The sequence below is a fragment of the Mesorhizobium sp. J428 genome (assembly GCF_024699925.1).
Classification (GTDB): Bacteria; Pseudomonadota; Alphaproteobacteria; order Rhizobiales; family Rhizobiaceae; genus Mesorhizobium_A.
Genome location: NZ_JAJOMX010000001.1, coordinates 2,062,823 through 2,080,425 on the forward strand (window position 1 = coordinate 2,062,823; position 17,603 = coordinate 2,080,425).

Annotated in this window: 17 protein-coding genes and 2 pseudogenes; 9 read left to right on the plus strand and 10 right to left on the minus strand. The window is 65.9% G+C overall.

What is annotated here, in order from left to right:
• Positions 1-9: 9 nt before the first annotated feature.
• From mdh to LRS09_RS10375, 4 genes are all read right to left on the minus strand, one after another.
• Positions 10-975 (minus strand): malate dehydrogenase, encoded by a 966-nt coding sequence (gene mdh / locus LRS09_RS10360; protein ID WP_257806104.1) that lies wholly within the window; start codon positions 973-975, stop codon positions 10-12.
• Between the two features lie 303 nt (positions 976-1,278).
• On the minus strand, positions 1,279-2,433 hold the full coding sequence (gene zapE, locus LRS09_RS10365; RefSeq protein WP_257806105.1) for a cell division protein ZapE: 1,155 nt from the start codon (positions 2,431-2,433) through the stop codon (positions 1,279-1,281).
• 21 nt (positions 2,434-2,454) lie between these two features.
• A complete protein-coding gene (locus tag LRS09_RS10370) occupies positions 2,455-3,027 on the minus strand; it encodes a protease inhibitor Inh/omp19 family protein (RefSeq protein ID WP_257806108.1) in 573 nt (190 codons plus the stop codon).
• A gap of 177 nt (positions 3,028-3,204) precedes the next feature.
• Positions 3,205-3,642: a hypothetical protein gene (locus LRS09_RS10375; RefSeq protein ID WP_257806111.1), complete on the minus strand. Its 438-nt coding sequence runs from the start codon at positions 3,640-3,642 to the stop codon at positions 3,205-3,207.
• Positions 3,643-3,726: 84 nt separating this feature from the next.
• On the opposite strand from LRS09_RS10375, the gene LRS09_RS10380 reads away from it, so the two are divergent.
• The 6 genes and pseudogenes from LRS09_RS10380 to LRS09_RS10405 all read left to right on the plus strand — a co-directional run bounded on the left by LRS09_RS10380 (position 3,727) and on the right by LRS09_RS10405 (position 9,696).
• A complete protein-coding gene (locus tag LRS09_RS10380) occupies positions 3,727-4,809 on the plus strand; it encodes an MBL fold metallo-hydrolase (protein ID WP_257806112.1) in 1,083 nt (360 codons plus the stop codon).
• A gap of 54 nt (positions 4,810-4,863) precedes the next feature.
• Positions 4,864-5,025 (plus strand): DUF1328 family protein, encoded by a 162-nt coding sequence (locus LRS09_RS10385; protein WP_257806113.1) that lies wholly within the window; start codon positions 4,864-4,866, stop codon positions 5,023-5,025.
• A gap of 106 nt (positions 5,026-5,131) precedes the next feature.
• Positions 5,132-5,986: a diaminopimelate epimerase gene (gene dapF, locus LRS09_RS10390; RefSeq protein WP_257810171.1), complete on the plus strand. Its 855-nt coding sequence runs from the start codon at positions 5,132-5,134 to the stop codon at positions 5,984-5,986.
• Positions 5,986-7,276, plus strand: a pseudogene (mtaB, locus tag LRS09_RS10395) (tRNA (N(6)-L-threonylcarbamoyladenosine(37)-C(2))-methylthiotransferase MtaB). Before dapF ends, mtaB begins: the two are co-directional and overlap by 1 nt.
• Before the next feature lie 4 nt (positions 7,277-7,280).
• Positions 7,281-9,049, plus strand: a pseudogene (gene ftsY / locus LRS09_RS10400) (signal recognition particle-docking protein FtsY).
• Entirely contained in the window at positions 9,049-9,696 is a 648-nt protein-coding gene (locus LRS09_RS10405) for a septation protein A (RefSeq protein WP_257806116.1), read from the plus strand. Before ftsY ends, LRS09_RS10405 begins: the two are co-directional and overlap by 1 nt.
• Positions 9,697-9,699: 3 nt before the next feature.
• Here LRS09_RS10405 and LRS09_RS10410 read toward each other — a convergent pair whose 3' ends face one another.
• From LRS09_RS10410 to ccmA, 6 genes are all read right to left on the minus strand, one after another.
• Entirely contained in the window at positions 9,700-10,212 is a 513-nt protein-coding gene (locus LRS09_RS10410) for a DsbE family thiol:disulfide interchange protein (RefSeq protein WP_257810172.1), read from the minus strand.
• Positions 10,213-10,255: 43 nt separating this feature from the next.
• Entirely contained in the window at positions 10,256-10,432 is a 177-nt protein-coding gene (ccmD, locus tag LRS09_RS10415; protein ID WP_257806124.1) for a heme exporter protein CcmD, read from the minus strand.
• Positions 10,429-11,196 (minus strand): heme ABC transporter permease, encoded by a 768-nt coding sequence (locus LRS09_RS10420; protein WP_257806125.1) that lies wholly within the window; start codon positions 11,194-11,196, stop codon positions 10,429-10,431. Before LRS09_RS10420 ends, ccmD begins: the two co-directional genes overlap by 4 nt.
• A gap of 67 nt (positions 11,197-11,263) precedes the next feature.
• Entirely contained in the window at positions 11,264-11,701 is a 438-nt protein-coding gene (locus tag LRS09_RS30255; protein WP_374684831.1) for an Imm50 family immunity protein, read from the minus strand.
• Complete coding sequence (gene ccmB, locus LRS09_RS10425) at positions 11,676-12,341, minus strand: heme exporter protein CcmB (RefSeq protein WP_257806129.1); 666 nt, start codon at positions 12,339-12,341, stop codon at positions 11,676-11,678. Before ccmB ends, LRS09_RS30255 begins: the two co-directional genes overlap by 26 nt.
• Before the next feature lie 187 nt (positions 12,342-12,528).
• A complete protein-coding gene (gene ccmA / locus LRS09_RS10430) occupies positions 12,529-13,137 on the minus strand; it encodes a heme ABC exporter ATP-binding protein CcmA (protein WP_257806131.1) in 609 nt (202 codons plus the stop codon).
• Positions 13,138-13,413: 276 nt separating this feature from the next.
• On the opposite strand from ccmA, the gene acnA reads away from it, so the two are divergent.
• From acnA to LRS09_RS10445, 3 genes are all read left to right on the plus strand, one after another.
• Positions 13,414-16,116 (plus strand): aconitate hydratase AcnA, encoded by a 2,703-nt coding sequence (acnA, locus tag LRS09_RS10435; protein WP_257806140.1) that lies wholly within the window; start codon positions 13,414-13,416, stop codon positions 16,114-16,116.
• 86 nt (positions 16,117-16,202) lie between these two features.
• Positions 16,203-16,541, plus strand: coding sequence for a VOC family protein (locus tag LRS09_RS10440; RefSeq protein WP_257806143.1), 339 nt, complete (start codon positions 16,203-16,205; stop codon positions 16,539-16,541).
• 132 nt (positions 16,542-16,673) lie between these two features.
• On the plus strand, positions 16,674-17,426 hold the full coding sequence (locus LRS09_RS10445; RefSeq protein WP_257806144.1) for a thioredoxin family protein: 753 nt from the start codon (positions 16,674-16,676) through the stop codon (positions 17,424-17,426).
• Positions 17,427-17,603: the final 177 nt, after the last annotated feature.

Here is a 17,603-nt window from a genome sequence, read left to right on the forward strand (position 1 = left end):
GGCGCTCGCTTACTTGCCGAGGTTCGGGGCGATGGCGACGCAGGCCTCGCAAAGGCCCTGCACCGCGGCGACCGACTTGTCGAACATCTTCTGCTCGGCCTTGTTGAAGTCGATCTCGATGACGCGCTCGACGCCGCCGGCGCCGATCACCACCGGCACGCCGACATACATGTCCTTGAGGCCGTGCTGGCCGGAAAGATGCGCGGCGCAGGGCAGCACGCGCTTCTTGTCCTTGAGATAGGCCTCGGCCATCGACACGGCCGACGCCGCCGGGGCGTAGTAGGCCGAGCCGGACTTGAGCAGGCCGACGATCTCGCCGCCGCCCTTGCGGGTGCGCTCGACGATGGCGTCCAGCTTCTCCTTGGTGGTCCAGCCCATCTTGACTAGGTCGGGCAGCGGGATGCCGGCGACGGTCGAGTAGCGCACCAGCGGCACCATGTCGTCGCCGTGGCCGCCCAGCGTCATCGCCGAGACGTCTTCAACCGACACCTTGAACTCATCGGCGAGGAAGTGGCGGAAGCGGGCCGAGTCGAGCACGCCGGCCATGCCGACCACATGGGTCTTCGGCAGGCCGGAGAACTTCTGCAGCGCCCAGACCATGGCGTCGAGCGGATTGGTGATGCAGATGACGAAAGCCTTCGGCGCATACTTCTTGATGCCGGCGCCCACCTGCTCCATCACCTTGAGGTTGATGCCGAGCAGGTCGTCACGGCTCATGCCGGGCTTGCGCGGCACGCCGGCGGTGACGATGCAAACATCCGCATCCTTGATGGCCGAGTAGTCGTTGGCGCCCTGGAGGCGGGCATCGAAGCCTTCAACCGGAGCCGACTGCGCGATGTCCAGGCCCTTGCCCTGCGGAATGCCTTCGGCGATATCGAACAGAACGACGTCGCCGAGTTCCTTGAGCCCGATCAGATGGGCGAGCGTGCCGCCGATCATACCCGAGCCGATGAGGGCAATCTTGTTGCGTGCCATGCGAACCGTCCCTTGCGCATCGCCGGGTCCACTCGCGGCCGGCGGAGTTGAAACCGTCGGGGCTTATCCGCACAAATCGAAATCTGTGTGACATACGCCCGCGCCGCCGGCTCGGTGCCGACGAAACCGGCGGAGGCATTAGGCCGGCCTGAAGAAAAATTCAACCGATTCTTTTGGATCTAATAAATTCAATCGGTTAATACTTTTTTGATTTACGTAAACGTCAAAACATAAGTCAATAAATAGGCAACGTTCGGCAATGGAAACTGCGCGGGCAGTCAGATGGCGCAATCTGCCGCTGATTCAGGCACCCGCCCCCTCCACCCATTCCCGGCTCTGCATCTCGTTGAGGCGGGAGGCGGTGCGTGCGAATTCGAAGGCTTCCGTCACCCCTTCGCGCCCTGCGTAGAGACGGTCGGGCGAGGCCTCCGCGCTTGCGACCAGCCTTATGTGGCGGTCGTAGAGCGTGTCTATGAGCAGGATGAAGCGCTTGCTCGCATTGCGCCGGGTCTGGTCCATCACCGGGATATGGTCGATGAAGATCGTATCGAAGCGCTCGGCGATGGCGAGATAATCGCGCGCGCCGAGCGGCGCGTCGCACAGATCGGCGAAGGTGAAGCGGGCAGCCTTGCCGGAGGCGCGCGGCACATTCACGTGACGCCCCATGACCTCGAGCTTCACAGGCGCCTCGCTGCGCCCTTCGGTCGCCGCCGCCCAGGCCTCGTCCATCTGTCCGTCGGTCGCCGGGCCGAGCGGCGTGACGTAGACCGGCAGGTGGCTGAGCTTCAGCATCCGGTAGTCGGTCGGGATGTCGACCGCGACCACGTCGACATTGTCCTTCAGCGTCTGGATGAACGGCAGGAACAGCCCCCGGTTCAACCCGTCGCGGTAAAGATCGTCGGGGGCGACGTTCGAGGTGGCGACGAGCGTGACGCCGTTGGAGAACAGCGCCGTGAACAGGCGCGACAGGATCATCGCGTCGGCGATGTCGGTGACGGTGAACTCGTCGAAGCAGAGCAGGCGGGATTCGGCGGCGATCGCGGCCGCCACCGGCGGGATCGGATCGTCGCCCTTGACGGTGCCCGCCTTCAGCGCCGCGCGATGCAGGCCGATGCGGTCGTGCACGTCGGCCATGAACTCGTTGAAATGCGCGCGCCGCTTCTGCTTGAGCGGAGCCAGGCGGAAGAACATGTCCATCAGCATGGTCTTGCCGCGCCCCACCCCGCCATAGACGTAGAGGCCGCGAACGGCGGACGGCGCCTTCTTGCGCGCGAACAGCCAGCCGAGCGCATTGGTCTTGGCCGCGGCGTTCGACGCGCCGAGTTCGGCGATCACCCGGTCGAACCGGAGCGTCAGCGCCTCCTGGACGGGATCACGCGAGATCTCGCCCTTCTCGACCAGGCGGCCATAGTCGTGGCGCAGCGAGGGGTAGGCCGCCAGCCCTGCATGAGAAGCCATGGAGACCGGCCGGGTAAACGGCTAACGGGAGAAGCTGATCGGCGTGCCGCCAGCCGTCTGGCCGTCATACTTCTCCGCGCCGGAGGAATAGAGCCGTGCGACCACGTTGCCGGTGTTGTCCTTGAGCACGACCTGCTTGCCGGCGACGTTCCAGGCGGCGACGTTGGCGGCATCGCCCGGGCAGCGCAGCGAGGCGGCGCGGAAGTCCGAGGCCTGCTTGGTGAGGCTGAGCATCATCTGGCAACCGCCGCCACCGGCATTCACCTTCCAGGCGCCGACCATGGCTTCCTTGGTGACGTCGGGCGCATTGGCCGGAGCTGCCGGCGGAACCGCCGGCCCTGCAGCGACCTGCGGATCGGTGGTGCTCGTGCCCGGCGCCGGCGGGAAGGCCGACGGGTCGGTCGGGCCGGCAGGCGAGGGCGGCGGAAGCTGGTTGGACGTGACCGTGCCGGAAGGCGCCGGGGTGAGCGGCGCCGGCCGCGTGTCGACCGTGTCGAAGCGCGACGTGCTGCAGCCCGCAATGGCGAGAGCCGCGCAGGCGATCAGCAGACCGCGCGTCGGGATCGTGGGGAAAAGGGCCATCTCACTCGCCATGTCGTCCTCTCCGCGGGGTGCGGACATATTGCAGGCGCCCCGTCCAGCAGTCCAATCACTACAAACGTGGCGATGTTACGAACAATTCGAGGCCAATAGGGTTAATATTCGGTTTTGGCGAGCCGAAAGCGGCATGCGAAAGTGGAATTTCCTGCCGTGCCGAAGGATAACGTTGCGTCAGATCGCCCTTCCCGGCACGAAGACATAGCCTGAGGGACCGACGATGTGGCACTCGCGCAGACCATGCGGCTTGTCGATCGAGCCCGACAGAACGATGTGGCCGCCCGCACGGGCCCGCGCCTCGATCGCGTCCGGATCCACCCCATAGACGCGGATCTCCGCACCGGCGCCGCGCACCTCCACTCCGTCGAACGCGCCGAACATCTCATGGTCGCGATAGGTGTGGTCGGCGTGGAGAAGCAGAATCGAACCGGCGAGTTCGACGACGCAGAAATCCACATCGGCGTAGACGATCCGGCCGCCGAGCACCTGTTCGCAGAACTCGCGCATCGGCGCGATCGCCGGCACCAGGAGATTGAGCCCCAGGCCGCGCGGCAGCGCCCGCCCGAACTCGTCGGCCGGCATCCAGGGATCGCCGATGCGCTTCTTGACCATGGTTCACGACCTTTTCATCCGATCCACATCTCAATCCACCGGCGGACGGTTGCGCGCAAGGTTGTCTTGCCTATCTCTGACGCGATGAACCGACGCGCCGCGCTTGCGTTGCTTGGATTGAGTGGCCTGGGCGCCGCGGCTGGAGGATTGTCTGTGTCACGTGCCAAGGCGGACAACGCGTATTACACGGGTGCAAAGTCGGATCATTTCGACGGCCGGCTGTTCTTCAACCCCGACGGCAAGGAGCTTAGCTCCTTCATCGATCTGATGCGCTGGCAGTTTGGTGGCGGGAAGGCGAAGTGGCCCGCCGCATGGCCGAGCCCGTTTCCACAGGCGAAACCCGAATCGCGCCTGGCCCCGGACGCGCTGCGCGTCACGATGGTCGGGCACGCCTCTCTGCTCATCCAGTCCGGCGGGCTGAATTTCCTCACCGATCCGGTCTGGTCGCCGCGCGCCTCTCCCTTTTCCTTTGCCGGCCCGAAGCGGGTCAATGCTCCCGGCATCGCCTTTGACGACCTGCCGCCGATCGACTACCTGCTCGTCACCCACAACCACTATGACCACATGGACGCGGCGACGCTGGCGCGGCTCAAGGCTGCCCGCGACCCGCACGTAATCACACCGCTCGGCAACGATGCGATCATGAGCAAGGCCGCACCCGGCATCCGCATCTCGACGCACGATTGGGACGAGCGGATCGATGTCGGCGAGGGCGTCGCCGTGCATGTCGAGCCTGCCCATCACTGGTCGGCGCGCGGCACGGGCGACCGCCGCATGGCGCTGTGGTCTGCCTTCACCATCGAAACTCCGGCCGGGAACGTCTACTTCGGCGGCGACACCGGCTTCCATCAGGGCCGCAACTACGAGCTGGCCCGCCGCAAACATGGCGGCTTCCGCCTCGCTTTGCTGCCGATCGGCGCCTACGAGCCGCGCTGGTTCATGGAACCGCACCACCAGAACCCCGAAGAGGCGGTCGCCGGCTTCCGGCTCCTCGGCGCGGAGCATGCGGCGGGCATCCACTGGGGCACGTTTCAACTCACCAACGAAGCGGTGGATGAGCCACGCCAGCGCCTCCACGCCGCGCTCGATGCTGAGGGCATTGTGCGCGATCGCTTCCGGGCAATGCAGCCGGGCGAAGTATGGGATGTGCCGGCCGCCGCAGCCTGACGGAACCACTGTCAGCCTCGACGCGTTCTCCCGGCGCAAGCGAGGGAGCATCCCATGGTCAAGTGGATCGTCATTCTTCTCATCGTCGCGGCAGTGGCGAGCCTGCTCGGCTTCAATGCCATCTCCGGCGCCGCCATGACCGGCGCGAAGCTGCTCATCGGCATCCTGCTGATCCTGTTCCTGCTGGTGATCCTCGGCATCGTCGTCATCGCCTGACGCGGCCTGGCTCGCGACACTGGTAATTTCGGGCCGGTTCCGCCATATAGCGGCGAGATCGCAGGGAAATTCGGCCGTGACGGCTCCGGACGTGCAATTCGCCAAGATGAACGGGCTCGGCAACGAGATCATCGTTGCCGACATGCGCGGCACGTCGGCGCGCGTCTCGCCCGCCGCCGCGGTCGCGCTCAATGCCGATCCGGCGACGAAGTTCGACCAGATCATGGCGATCCACGATCCGAAGACGCCCGGCACCGACTATTACGTCGAGATCCTGAATTCAGACGGTTCCCGCGCTCAGGCGTGCGGCAACGGCATGCGCTGCGTCGTGCAGGCGCTTGCGTCCGAGACCGGGCAGAAGCTGTTCACCTTCGAGACCGTCGCCGGCATCCTCTCCGCGCAGGAGCACGCCGACGGGCTGATCTCGGTCGACATGGGCGTGCCGCGGTTCAACTGGGACGAAATCCCGCTCGCGGAGGAATTCGCCGACACGCGTGCGATCGAACTGCAGGTCGGGCCGATCGACAATCCGGTGCTGCATTCGCCCTCGGTCATGTCGATGGGCAACCCGCACGCCGTGTTCTGGGTCGACCGGGACGTCTGGTCCTACGAACTCGACCGCTTCGGGCCGCTGCTGGAAAACCATCCGATCTTTCCGGAAAAGGCCAACATCTCGATCGCGCAGGTGGTCTCGCGCGATGCGCTGATCATGCGCACCTGGGAGCGCGGCGCGGGGCTGACGCGCGCCTGCGGCTCCGCCGCCTGCGCCGCCGCCGTCTCGGCCGCGCGCACAGGCCGCACGGATCGCATCGTCAGGATCACCCAGCCCGGCGGCACGCTCACCGTCGAGTGGCGCGGCAACGACCACGTCGTCATGACCGGGCCGGCGGAATGGGAATTCTCGGGCACCTTCGATCCCGCCACCGGCACCTGGGCGCGCGAAACCGAAAGCGCGGCGTGATGGCCGGCAAGGGCATCGATATCGTCACCTTCGGCTGCCGGCTGAACACCTACGAATCCGAGGTGATGCGGCGTGAGGCGACGGCAGCCGGTCTCGGCGAGCTGGACGGCGGCGCCGTCGTCTTCAACACCTGCGCGGTGACGGCCGAGGCCGTGCGCCAGGCGCGCCAGGCGATCCGCAAGGCGCGACGCGAGAACCCGGACGCGCGCATCATCGTCACCGGCTGCGCGGCGCAGACCGAGCCCGGCACCTTCGAGGCGATGGACGAGGTCGACCTCGTGCTCGGCAACGAGGAAAAGCTGAAGGCCAACTCCTACCGCGCCCTGCCGGATTTCGGTGTCAACCTGTTCGAGAAAGCTACGCGTCAACGACATCATGTCGGTGAAGGAGACCGCCTCCCACATGGTCGACGCGATCGAGGGCCGCGCACGCGCCTTCGTGCAGGTGCAGAATGGCTGCGACCACCGCTGCACCTTCTGCATCATCCCTTACGGGCGCGGAAACTCTCGCTCCGTGCCGATGGGTGCGGTGGTCGACCAGGTGAAGCGGCTCGTCGGCAACGGCTATGCCGAGGTGGTTCTGTCCGGCGTCGACATGACCAGCTACGGCGCGGACCTGCCGGGCAGCCCGCGCCTCGGCAAGCTGGTGAAGGCGATCCTGCGCCAGGTGCCTGACCTGAAGCGGCTGCGGCTCTCCTCGATCGATTCCATCGAGGCGGACGTGGACCTGATGGAAGCGATCGCGACCGAGCGGCGGCTCATGCCCCATCTGCACCTGTCGCTGCAGGCCGGCGACGACATGATCCTGAAGCGGATGAAGCGGCGGCACCTGCGCGACGATTCGATCCGCTTCTGCGCGGACGTGCGGGCGCTGCGGCCCGACATCGTCTTCGGCGCGGACATCATCGCCGGCTTCCCGACGGAGACGGAGGCGATGTTCGAGAATTCGATCCGCATCGTCGAGGAATGCGGGCTGACGCATCTGCATGTGTTTCCGTTCTCGCCGCGCGAGGGCACGCCGGCCGCGCGCATGCCGCAGCTGCGTCGCGAAGTGGTGAAGGAGCGTGCGGCAAGGCTGCGGGCCGCGGGCGACGCGGCCTACAGGCGCCATCTCGCCTCGCTCGCCGGAACGACCCAGTCGATCCTCGTCGAGCGCGACGGGCTAGGCCGCACAGAAGGTTTTACGCTGGTGGCGATCGGGGAAGGCCAGCCAGGGGAGATCCTGCCCGGCATCGTCACAGGACATGACGGCGACAGGCTCATCGCCGCGCCGCTGAGACAGGCGGCCTGATCGGATGGCGTTCGACTTCATCAAGAAGGTGTTCTCCTTCGGCCGGAAGCCGGAGGAGCAGAAGCCCGAACCGGCACCGGCCACGGAGCCGCCGGCGCTGGCGCCGTATATCGGGATCGAGGAGCAGCCGGCGCCAGCCGTGCCCGACACCCAACCTGCATCCGAACCTGCTCCGGTAGAGCCGGTTCCAACCGTGGAGGAGGTTGCCGCGAGTCTGCCGGAGGCCGAAGTCCTCCCGCCGGTGCGCGAACCTGCGCCGGTTGCCGATTCGCCGCTGAAGGCCGAAGTCGCGCCGGAACCTACGTCCGTTCTCACTCCGCCCGTGGCGGAGGTCGCGGCCTCCCAGCCGGAGCCACCGGCAGCACTAGCGCCCGCGGCAGCACCCGAGGCCCCGTCCGAGCCAATCGAAGAGGCCGCGCCTGCCGCGAAGATCCTGCCGCCTATCCGCGTGCCGGACCCGGTCCCGCCCGTCCCGCTCGACGCCGAGATCGCGCCGGAACCGTCCGTGCCGGTCCCCCCGTCGAGCCGAAACCGCAGGAAGCACCGCCGACCGTCGAGGTCGAGCAGCAGCCTATCGAGGCTCCGGCGATCGCCGAGTCTGAGCCTGAGCCTGAGACGGTCGCCGCGCCCAAGCCTGAGACGGTCGCCGCGCCCGAGCCGCCTGTCGAGCCCATCGTAGCGCCTGAACTACAGCCGGTTGCGGCCGAGCCTCCGGCCGTCGAAGTGCTTCCGGCGGCCGCTGCCGCGCAGCCTGACATCGCGCCGCCTGCTCCGGCCTCTCCCACCGGCAAGGTCACCGTCGCGAAGAAGGTCGAGGCCAAGGCCGAGCCCGTGGCGCCCGCCGCGCCGACGCCGCGCCCGAGCTGGTTCCAGCGCATGCGCGAGGGCCTGTCGCGCTCCTCGCGCGAGCTGTCCTCCTCGATCGCCAGCGTCTTCACCAAGAAGAAGCTCGACGAGGAGACGCTGCAGGACCTGGAGGACGTGCTGATCCGCGCCGATCTCGGTGTCGAGACGGCGTTGCGCGTCACCGACACGCTCGCCTCCACCCGTCTCGGCCGCGACGTGTCGGACGCCGAGGTGCGCGGCGTGATGGCGCAGGAGATCGAGAAGGTCCTGAAGCCGGTCGCGCTGCCGCTGGAACTCGACCTCAGCCACAAGCCGCACGTCATCCTCGTCGTCGGCGTCAACGGCACCGGCAAGACCACGACGATCGGCAAGCTTGCCGCCAAGCTCCATGACGGCGGGCTGAAGGTCATGCTCGCCGCCGGCGACACGTTCCGCGCCGCGGCGATCGAACAGCTGAAGATCTGGGGCGAACGCACCAACTCGCCCGTCATCTCCTCCAAGCTGGGAGCGGATGCCGCCGGCCTCGCCTACGACGCCTTCGCCCAGGCCAGGGAGGCCGGGTCCGACGTGCTGATCATCGATACCGCCGGCCGGCTGCAGAACAAGGCCGAGCTGATGGCCGAGCTGGAGAAGATCGTCCGCGTGCTGGGCAAGCTCGATCCGGATGCGCCGCACACGGTGCTGCAGACGGTGGACGCGACCACGGGCCAGAACGCCCTCAACCAGGTCGAGATCTTCCGCAACATTGCCGGCGTCAACGGCCTCGTCATGACCAAGCTGGACGGCACGGCGCGCGGCGGCATCCTCGTGGCGATCGCGGCCAAGCATAAGTTGCCGGTCTATTTCATCGGCGTCGGCGAGCAGGTCGACGACCTCGAACCTTTCTCCGCCAACGATTTCGCGCGTGCGATCGCGGGAGTGCAGTGATGAACGAACCGATCCTCGAACGCGATCCCGCCGATCCGGAGAAGAAAGAGATCAACCCCATCCTCAAGTTCGCGCTCGAACTCGGGCCGCTGCTGATCTTCTTCTTTGCCAATGCGCGCGGCGAATGGCTGGCTGAGCGTTTCCCGGCGCTTGCCGCGCTGGGCGGGCCGATCTTCATCGCCACCGGCCTGTTCATGGCCGCGACGGCCATCGCGCTCGCCGTGTCCTGGACGCTCACCCGCACCCTGCCGATCATGCCGCTGGTCTCGGGCGTGGTCGTCTTCGTCTTCGGCGGGCTGACGCTCTGGCTGCAGGACGCGACCTTCATCAAGATGAAGCCGACCATCGTCAACACGCTGTTCGGCGGCGTCCTGCTCGGCGGCCTGTTCTTCGGCCGCTCGCTGCTCGGCTACGTCTTCGATTCCGCCTTCAAGCTCGACGCCGAGGGCTGGCGCAAGCTGACGCTGCGCTGGGGCCTGTTCTTCATCTTCCTCGCCGTCGTCAACGAGGTCGTCTGGCGCAATTTCTCGGAAGCGACCTGGGTGGCGTTCAAGGTCTGGGGCATCATGCCCATCACCATCGCCTTCACGCTGCTGCAGATGCCGCTGATCATACGCCATTCCACCGAGGAACTCGGCAAGAAGTAGGCCTCAGCCGGCCAGCGCCTTCTCGATCTGCGGCATCAGGTCGCTCTTCACCGACTCCGGCGTGAACGGCCCGACATGCTTGTAGAGGATGCGGCCGTCCTTGCCGACGAGGAAGGTTTCCGGCACGCCGTAGACGCCCCAGTCGATCGTCGTCGAGCCCGTCGCATCCACCCCGATCGCCGAATAGGGATTGCCGAGGCTGCCGAGGAAGCGCCGCGCGTTCTCTGGCGTGTCCTTGTAGTTCAGGCCGGTCAAGACAATGCGCTTATCGCCGGCAAGCTCCATCAGCAGCGGGTGCTCCTGCCGGCACGGCGCGCACCACGAGGCCCAGACATTGACCAGCGTCACCTTGCCGGCAAAGGCCGACGAGGAGAGCCCGGGCAGGCCGATGCCGTCGAGCGGCGGCAGCTCGGTCGAGGGCGCCTGCGCGCCGATCAGCGCCGAGGGCACGACCGAATTGTCCTTGCCGGACATCAGCTGCGTCATGAACAGCGCCGCGAGCGCCAGGAATGCCATGAGCGGCAGCAGCGCGAGCCAGGCCCTGCGCCTGGGCGCGGGCTCAGCCTGCGGTGTCACGGCGGGCCTTCCGTTCCGAGCGGCGCGTCGCACCGGCGGCTTCGAGATCGGCCAGCTCCCGCTGCCGGGCCCGCTGGTCGAGCAGGATCCATGCGCCGAGGCCGGCAAGGCCGAGTGCCGAAACGAGATAGGCGGCCGTGACGAAGAGGACGTGGTTCATGCCGCCACCTCGCGGTCGGCCCGCCGCGCCATCATGCGGCGCATCACGGCCACGCGCCGGCGCCAGATTTCGGCGCGCATCGCCATCAGGTGCAACGTGAAGAAGATCAGCGTGAAGCCCAAGGCCGACACCAGCAGCGGCCAGAGCAGGCTCGGATGGATGGTCGGCCCGTCGAGCCGGATCACCGAGGCCGGCTGGTGCAGCGTGTTCCACCACTCGACCGAGAACTTGATGATCGGGATGTTGACGACGCCGACCAGCGTCACGATCGCCGCCGCGCGGGCGGACCGCGCCGGATCGTCGAGCGCACGGGTGAGCGCGATCAGGCCGAGATACATCAGGAACAGCACGAAGACCGACGTCAGCCGCCCGTCCCAGACCCACCAGGTGCCCCACATCGGCCGTCCCCAGATCGACCCGGTCGCGAGCGCAAGCGCGGTGAAGACGGCGCCGATGGGAGCTGCGGCCTTGAGCGACACGTCGGCAAGCGGATGCTTCCAGACCAGCGTGCCGAGTGCGGCAAGCGCCATCACCATGTAGCACATCATGGAAATCCACGCGAAAGGCACGTGGATATACATGATCCTGACCGTGATGCCCTGCTGATAGTCCTGGGGCGCCGCGAAGCCCATGGCGAGGCCGATGGCGGTGACGACGAGCGCGAGCGCGCCAAGCCACGGCAACGCTTTGCCCGACAGGTCGAGGAACCGCGTCGGATTGGCGAGGTCGGCAAATCGCAGCGGCTGTGTGGCGGCTTCGCTCATGCTCTCCAAATAGACCGGGCGAATGCGGCGCGCAATTGACGCGGATCAACCTCGCGTGAAGGCTCGGCTAATTTGATCCTCCAGCCAGAAGCCCTACGAGCTTGTTGATCCGAACGAACACACATTGCAGGCACAAATCCATTGCACCCTTGGATTCGACATTTATGAAACTCCCCAAGTCCCACATACGAAGGGTGCTGAACCCAAGATAATCGAATCTGGAGAGATCGATCGACTCAATTGGAAAGAATTGAAGCTGGAAGAGAACTTTATTGAACTCCTCCCAGTTAGACGGCGGTTTATACGGTAGATTTCTGGAAAGAAATGAAAGGGTAAGAGTTCGCGCGCCTGCATCAATATGAATAGCGGTTACTTCTATGTTATCAAGATTGGGGTAGTGACCATATATACCGAGTAGAAATGTCGAATTCTCTACTCTGGCGGGCCACATAAATAACCTCCTAATGGTTGCGGAAGAGCTAATCCGAAGCATTCTTGAGTGCATAGCCCGCAGCCAGCGGCCCGATCACCGCGAAGAACAGCGTCAGCGCACAGAGCATCAGGAAAGGCGGCAGGAACGGGTCGGGCTCGGCGGTGACCGCATAGGCGGCCGAAACGCCGAAGATCAGCACCGGGATCACCAACGGCAGGACGAGAACCGTCACCAGCAGCCCGCCGCGCGGCAGCGAGACGGCGACGGCAGCGCCTGCCGCGCCGATGAAAGTGATCGCCGGCGTGCCGGCCAGAAGCGTGAGAGCAGTGCCGAGCGCGGAGTCGAACGTCATGTTCATGAACAGCGCCAGCAGCGGTGCGGCCACCACCAGCGGCAGCACGCTCGTCGTCCAGTGCGCCAGGCATTTGACGAAGACGATCACCGCCATCATGTGGCGGCTGGAGCCGATGACCAGAAGATCGAGCGAGCCGTCTTCGCGGTCGGCCTGGAACAGCCGGTCGAGCCCCAGCAGGCTGGCAAGCAGCGCGCCGATCCACAGCATCGCGGGGCCGATGCGTGACAGGAGGGCCAGGTCCGGCCCGATCGCGAACGGCGCGACCGTGATGACGACGAGGAAGAACAGCACCCCGATCAGCGCGCCTCCGCCCGCTCGGACACCGAGGCGAAGATCGCGGAGGTAAAGGGCTAGCATGGGGGAGCAGGTGCAAGAAGCACCCCCTCACCGCCACGCTTCGCGTGCCACCTCTCCCCCTGCCCGGGGGAGAGGAGCAGCCAATCACAGAGCGCGCAACACCGAAGCTGCCACTCCTCTCCCCCACTTGGTGGGGGAGAGGTGGATCGGGCGTAGCCCGAGACGGTGAGGGGGTGCTTCCCGCGCCTCATCCCGCCTCCCCCATCACCAGCGACCTGGCCCCCTCTATCCCCAGCGGCACATGCGTCGCCGCGACGATGATGCCGCCATCTTCCAGATGTGCCTGCATCAGCGCCGAGAAGCGCCGTTCCGAACCGAGGTCGAGGCCGGCCGTCGGCTCATCGAGCAGCCAGACCGGCCGGAAGGCGACCAGCAGGCCAGCGATCGCGACCCGCCGCTTTTGCCCCGTCGAGAGATAGCCGAACGGAAGGGTGGCGACGCTTGGGAGTGCGACCTCCTCCAGCGCCTCCTCGACAGACAGAAGCGGCCGGCCGAGGAAATCCTGGCGGAACTTCAGGTTCTCCGCCACGGTCAGCGCCGGCTTCATCGCATTGCGGTCGCCGAGATGGTGGCAGGCCGGCATTACGTCCGGCCATTCCTCTCCCCCACCTTCGAGCTTCACCGATCCGCCCGAGGCGGGCAACAGCCCGGCGACGATCCTGAGCAGCGTCGACTTGCCGCTGCCGTTCTCGCCGGTGACGATCAGGCATTGGCCGTCCGAAAGCGCAAAGGACACGCCGTCGAAGACCGGTTCGCCTCCGCGATCGCCCGCCAGATTGTCCGTAACAAGCCGCATCCGTCCCCATTTCCCGGCCCTGACAGAGCGCGACGCAACTATTTCTTGCGACGCAGCAAAATTGCCTATTCGTCGCACTGGCGCCCTGTTTAGAAAGCTTCTATGAAGCAGGCAACTGTGCCAGCGGTCGGCACGGGGAGCCACAGATTGCCGAGCCCGCGCAACCCGCTCTCCCAGCGGGAAAACGCAGGGGACGGGCAGCGGAAATGACCGTACCCGCAGCCTTTGCGCGTCATGCCTCAGGAGTCCGTTCCCGCTTCGGCGAAACAGACCAGGATGGGATTGATCGTGCCTAAATCGCTCGACAGCTTCAACGCCCGACGCACGCTTAAGGTCGGGGACGCAGAATATGTCTACTTCAACCTGATCGAGGCGGAGAAGAACGGGCTGACCGGCATCTCGCAGCTTCCTTTCTCGATGAAGGTGCTGCTGGAGAATCTGCTTCGCAACGAGGACGGCCGCTCGGTCACCAAGAAGTCGATCGAAGCCGTCGCCGAATGGCTGGTCGACAAGGGCAAGGCGGGCGTCGAGATCGCCTACCGCCCCGCCCGCGTGCTGATGCAGGACTTCACCGGCGTGCCGGCGGTCGTCGACCTCGCCGCGATGCGCGACGGCATCAAGGCGCTCGGCGGCGATCCCGAGAAGATCAACCCGCTGGTGCCGGTCGACCTCGTCATCGACCACTCGGTCATCGTCGACGAGTTCGGCACGCCGATGGCCTTCGCCCGCAACGTCGAGCTCGAATACCAGCGCAACGAAGAGCGCTACAAGTTCCTGAAATGGGGCCAGCAGGCGTTCCGCAACTTCCGCGTCGTTCCGCCCGGCACCGGCATCTGCCACCAGGTCAACCTCGAATATCTCGGCCAGGTGGTCTGGACGAACGACGAGGACGGCGAACTGACCGCCTATCCGGACACCTGCGTCGGCACCGACTCGCACACCACCATGATCAACGGCCTCGGCGTGCTCGGCTGGGGCGTGGGCGGCATCGAGGCCGAGGCCGCGATGCTCGGCCAGCCGGTCTCCATGCTCCTGCCGGAAGTGATCGGCTTCCGCCTCACCGGCAAGCTGAAGGAAGGCATCACCGCCACCGACCTCGTGCTCACCGTCACCCAGATGCTGCGCAAGAAGGGCGTCGTCGGCAAGTTCGTCGAGTTCTTCGGCCCCGGCCTCTCCTCGATGACGCTGGCCGACCGCGCCACCATCGGCAACATGGCGCCGGAATATGGCGCGACCTGCGGCTTCTTCCCGGTCGATGGCGAGACGCTCAACTACCTCACCACCTCCGGCCGTTCGGATGCCCGCATCGCCCTGGTCGAGGCCTATTCGAAGGCGCAGGGCATGTGGCGCGACGACGGGATCGCCGATCCGGTCTTCACCGACATGCTGGAACTGGATCTCGGCGACGTCGTGCCGTCGATGGCCGGCCCGAAGCGTCCGGAAGGCCGCCAGGCGCTGTCCGATATCGCCGCCGGCTTCGCCAAGGCGATGGAGACCGAATACAAGAAGACCGTCGACGTGGCGAAGCGCTACGCCGTCGAGGGCACCGATTACGACCTCGGTCATGGCGATGTGGTGATCGCCGCCATCACCTCCTGCACCAACACCTCCAATCCGTCGGTGCTGATCGGCGCGGGCCTGCTTGCCCGCAACGCCAACCGGCTCGGCCTCAAGCAGAAGCCTTGGGTCAAGACCTCGCTCGCCCCCGGCTCGCAGGTCGTGGCCGAATATCTCGAGAAGGCCGGCCTGCAGAAGGAGCTCGACCAGATCGGCTTCAACCTCGTCGGCTTCGGCTGCACCACCTGCATCGGCAATTCCGGCCCGCTGCCGGCGCCGATCTCGAAGACCATCAACGACAAGGGCCTGATCGCGGCCGCCGTGCTGTCCGGCAACCGCAACTTCGAGGGCCGCGTCTCGCCCGACGTGCAGGCGAACTATCTCGCCTCACCGCCGCTGGTCGTCGCCTACGCGCTTGCCGGCACGGTCACCAAGGACCTGACCACCGAGCCGATCGGCGAGGACAGGAACGGCAAGCCGGTCTATCTCAAGGACATCTGGCCCTCGACCGCCGAGATCCAGGAATTCATCGCCAAGAATGTCACCCGCGAGCTGTTCGCCCGCAAATATGCCGACGTGTTCAAGGGCGACGAATACTGGCAGGCCGTCAAGGCGCCGTCCGGCCAGACCTACGCATGGGACGACAAGTCGACCTATGTGCAGAACCCGCCCTACTTCGTCGGCATGGGCAAGGGCTTCGGCAAGATCGGCGACATCAAGGGCGCCCGCATCCTCGGCCTGTTCGGCGACAAGATCACGACCGACCACATCTCGCCGGCCGGTTCGATCAAGGCGGCTTCCCCTGCAGGCAAGTATCTGACCGACCATGGCGTCGGCGTGGCCGACTTCAACCAGTACGGCACGCGTCGCGGCAATCATGAAGTGATGATGCGCGGCACCTTCGCCAACATCCGCATCCGCAACCACATGCTGGGCGAGAACGGCCGTGAGGGCGGCTACACGATCCACTATCCCTCGAAGGAAGAGATGTCGATCTACGACGCCTCGATGCTCTACCAGCAGGAGAAGGTGCCGCTCGTCATCTTCGCCGGCGTCGAATACGGCAACGGCTCCTCGCGCGACTGGGCAGCGAAGGGCACCAACCTGCTCGGCGTGAAGGCGGTTATCGCGCAGTCCTTCGAGCGCATCCATCGCTCGAACCTGGTCGGCATGGGCGTCATCCCCTTCACCTTCGAGGAAGGCACCTCCTGGGCCTCCCTCGGCCTGAAGGGCGACGAGACGGTGGAGATCGACGGGATCGAGAACATCAAGCCGCGCCAGAAGATGGTGGCCAAGGTCACCTTCGCCGACGGAACGGTGAAGAACGTGCCGATCCTCTGCCGCATCGATACGCTGGACGAGCTCGACTACTTCAAGAACGGCGGCATCCTGCAATACGTGCTGCGAGACCTCGCGGCATAATCAACGCTGCCAGCCACGAATGACGGCGCCGGTCGGTCCTCCGCCCGGCGCCGTTCTCTTTTCACACCTGTGATCGGGCCATCGCCGTGATCTGCTTCCTGACCCTCTTCGCCGAAGACATCGAGCGCACCGCCGGCGTCTACCGCCTGTTGGGACTCCATTTCACGCCTGAACGGCACGGCACAGGGCCGTTGCATCTCGCCAGCGCCGCGAATGGCCTGGTGGTCGAGATCTATCCCGGCAAGGATACGGCCTCACCTGGCATGATGATCGGCATCGAGGTCGCCGACCTGGCTGCGGTCCGAGCCAGGCTGGCGGACGCAGGCGTTCACCTGCAGCGCGATATCGAACGGATCGGCGGGGAGAAGCGCCTGATCGCCGTCGACCCGGAAGGACGGCGGATCTTCGTGCGCGAAACGGCCTGATGGCGGCCAATCCCGGTCCGCGGCTCCACGAAGCGCTCACCCCAACGTGACTTCCCGTTGAAAGCTTGTCTGCCTATGCTTTGGGCAGATAAGAAAAGCGGCCGAAATACGGCAGCGGGGCATGTGAGACCGATGATACTGAAGAGCCTTGGCGCCGCCGCTCTGACGGCGCTGTCACTGTTTGTAGCCAATCCGGTCTGCTGGGCGGGCGAGCGCCTTGCCGGGGTGGTGGAACTGTTCACGAGCCAGGGCTGCAAGTCCTCGCCGCCGGCGGATGCCAACCTTGCCGAGCTGTCCCGGCGGGGCGACGTGCTCACGCTCGGCTACCATGTCGGCTACTGGGACTACATGGGCTGGCGCGATACGCTCGCCAACCCCGACAGCACCTCGCGCCAGGATAGCTATCGCAAGACGTTCGAGAGCCGCTCCATCTATACGCCGCAGGCGGTGGTCAACGGCCGCATGCACGTCAACGGCGCGAAACGCGGCGAGATCGAAGGCGCGCTGTCCTCGCTCGGCAGCGCAGGAAAAGGCCTGGTGGTCGATGTCGACGTCCGCAAGCGCGGCGACAGCATCGTGATTTCCACGGGAGACGGCAGCTTCGGGCAGAAGGCGCACGTCACCATCGTCTATTACGACTTCGCGCAGTCCGTGGACATTACGGCGGGCGAGAACAGCGGCAGGAAGGTGCGCTACGTGAACCCCGTCACCGGCGTCCAGGCCGCGGGCATGTGGCACGGCAAATCGGCGGTGTTCGAACTGCCGGCGAGCGAGATCTCCAAGCGCGGTCCGGGAGGTTTTGCAGTCCTGCTGCAGACGGTCCGCAGCGACGGCTCGCTCGGGCCGATTCTCGGCGCGGCGAACTTCCCGCAAGGCAGCGTCTGAGAAAGAAAAAACCGACATTCGATCCTAAGATCGAATGCCGGCCGCAGGTCTTTCGGGATTGTCGCTCGAGACTCCCGTGTTTCCCGGGGGGTCCCGAAGGATCGGTCCAGCGCGAGCCCCATGGGCGGGGGGCTTGGGGTTTACAGGGCCGGCGCCGGACCGAACCGTCTCAGGCAA

Coding starts and splice junctions, on each gene's coding strand:
- zapE (WP_257806105.1), bottom strand. CDS start 2,433: ATGGCTTCTCATGCAGGGCTGGCGGCCTACCCCTCGCTGCGCCACGAC.
- LRS09_RS10420 (WP_257806125.1), bottom strand. CDS start 11,196: ATGAGCGAAGCCGCCACACAGCCGCTGCGATTTGCCGACCTCGCCAAT.
- mdh (WP_257806104.1), bottom strand. CDS start 975: ATGGCACGCAACAAGATTGCCCTCATCGGCTCGGGTATGATCGGCGGC.
- LRS09_RS10410 (WP_257810172.1), bottom strand. CDS start 10,212: ATGGCATTCCTGGCGCTCGCGGCGCTGTTCATGACGCAGCTGATGTCC.
- LRS09_RS10370 (WP_257806108.1), bottom strand. CDS start 3,027: ATGGCGAGTGAGATGGCCCTTTTCCCCACGATCCCGACGCGCGGTCTG.
- ccmA (WP_257806131.1), bottom strand. CDS start 13,137: ATGCGGCTTGTTACGGACAATCTGGCGGGCGATCGCGGAGGCGAACCG.
- dapF (WP_257810171.1), top strand. CDS start 5,132: ATGAACGGGCTCGGCAACGAGATCATCGTTGCCGACATGCGCGGCACG.
- LRS09_RS10405 (WP_257806116.1), top strand. CDS start 9,049: ATGAACGAACCGATCCTCGAACGCGATCCCGCCGATCCGGAGAAGAAA.
- LRS09_RS10375 (WP_257806111.1), bottom strand. CDS start 3,642: ATGGTCAAGAAGCGCATCGGCGATCCCTGGATGCCGGCCGACGAGTTC.
- LRS09_RS10445 (WP_257806144.1), top strand. CDS start 16,674: ATGATACTGAAGAGCCTTGGCGCCGCCGCTCTGACGGCGCTGTCACTG.
- acnA (WP_257806140.1), top strand. CDS start 13,414: ATGGGATTGATCGTGCCTAAATCGCTCGACAGCTTCAACGCCCGACGC.
- LRS09_RS10385 (WP_257806113.1), top strand. CDS start 4,864: ATGGTCAAGTGGATCGTCATTCTTCTCATCGTCGCGGCAGTGGCGAGC.
- LRS09_RS30255 (WP_374684831.1), bottom strand. CDS start 11,701: ATGCACTCAAGAATGCTTCGGATTAGCTCTTCCGCAACCATTAGGAGG.
- LRS09_RS10380 (WP_257806112.1), top strand. CDS start 3,727: ATGAACCGACGCGCCGCGCTTGCGTTGCTTGGATTGAGTGGCCTGGGC.
- ccmB (WP_257806129.1), bottom strand. CDS start 12,341: ATGCTAGCCCTTTACCTCCGCGATCTTCGCCTCGGTGTCCGAGCGGGC.
- ccmD (WP_257806124.1), bottom strand. CDS start 10,432: ATGAACCACGTCCTCTTCGTCACGGCCGCCTATCTCGTTTCGGCACTC.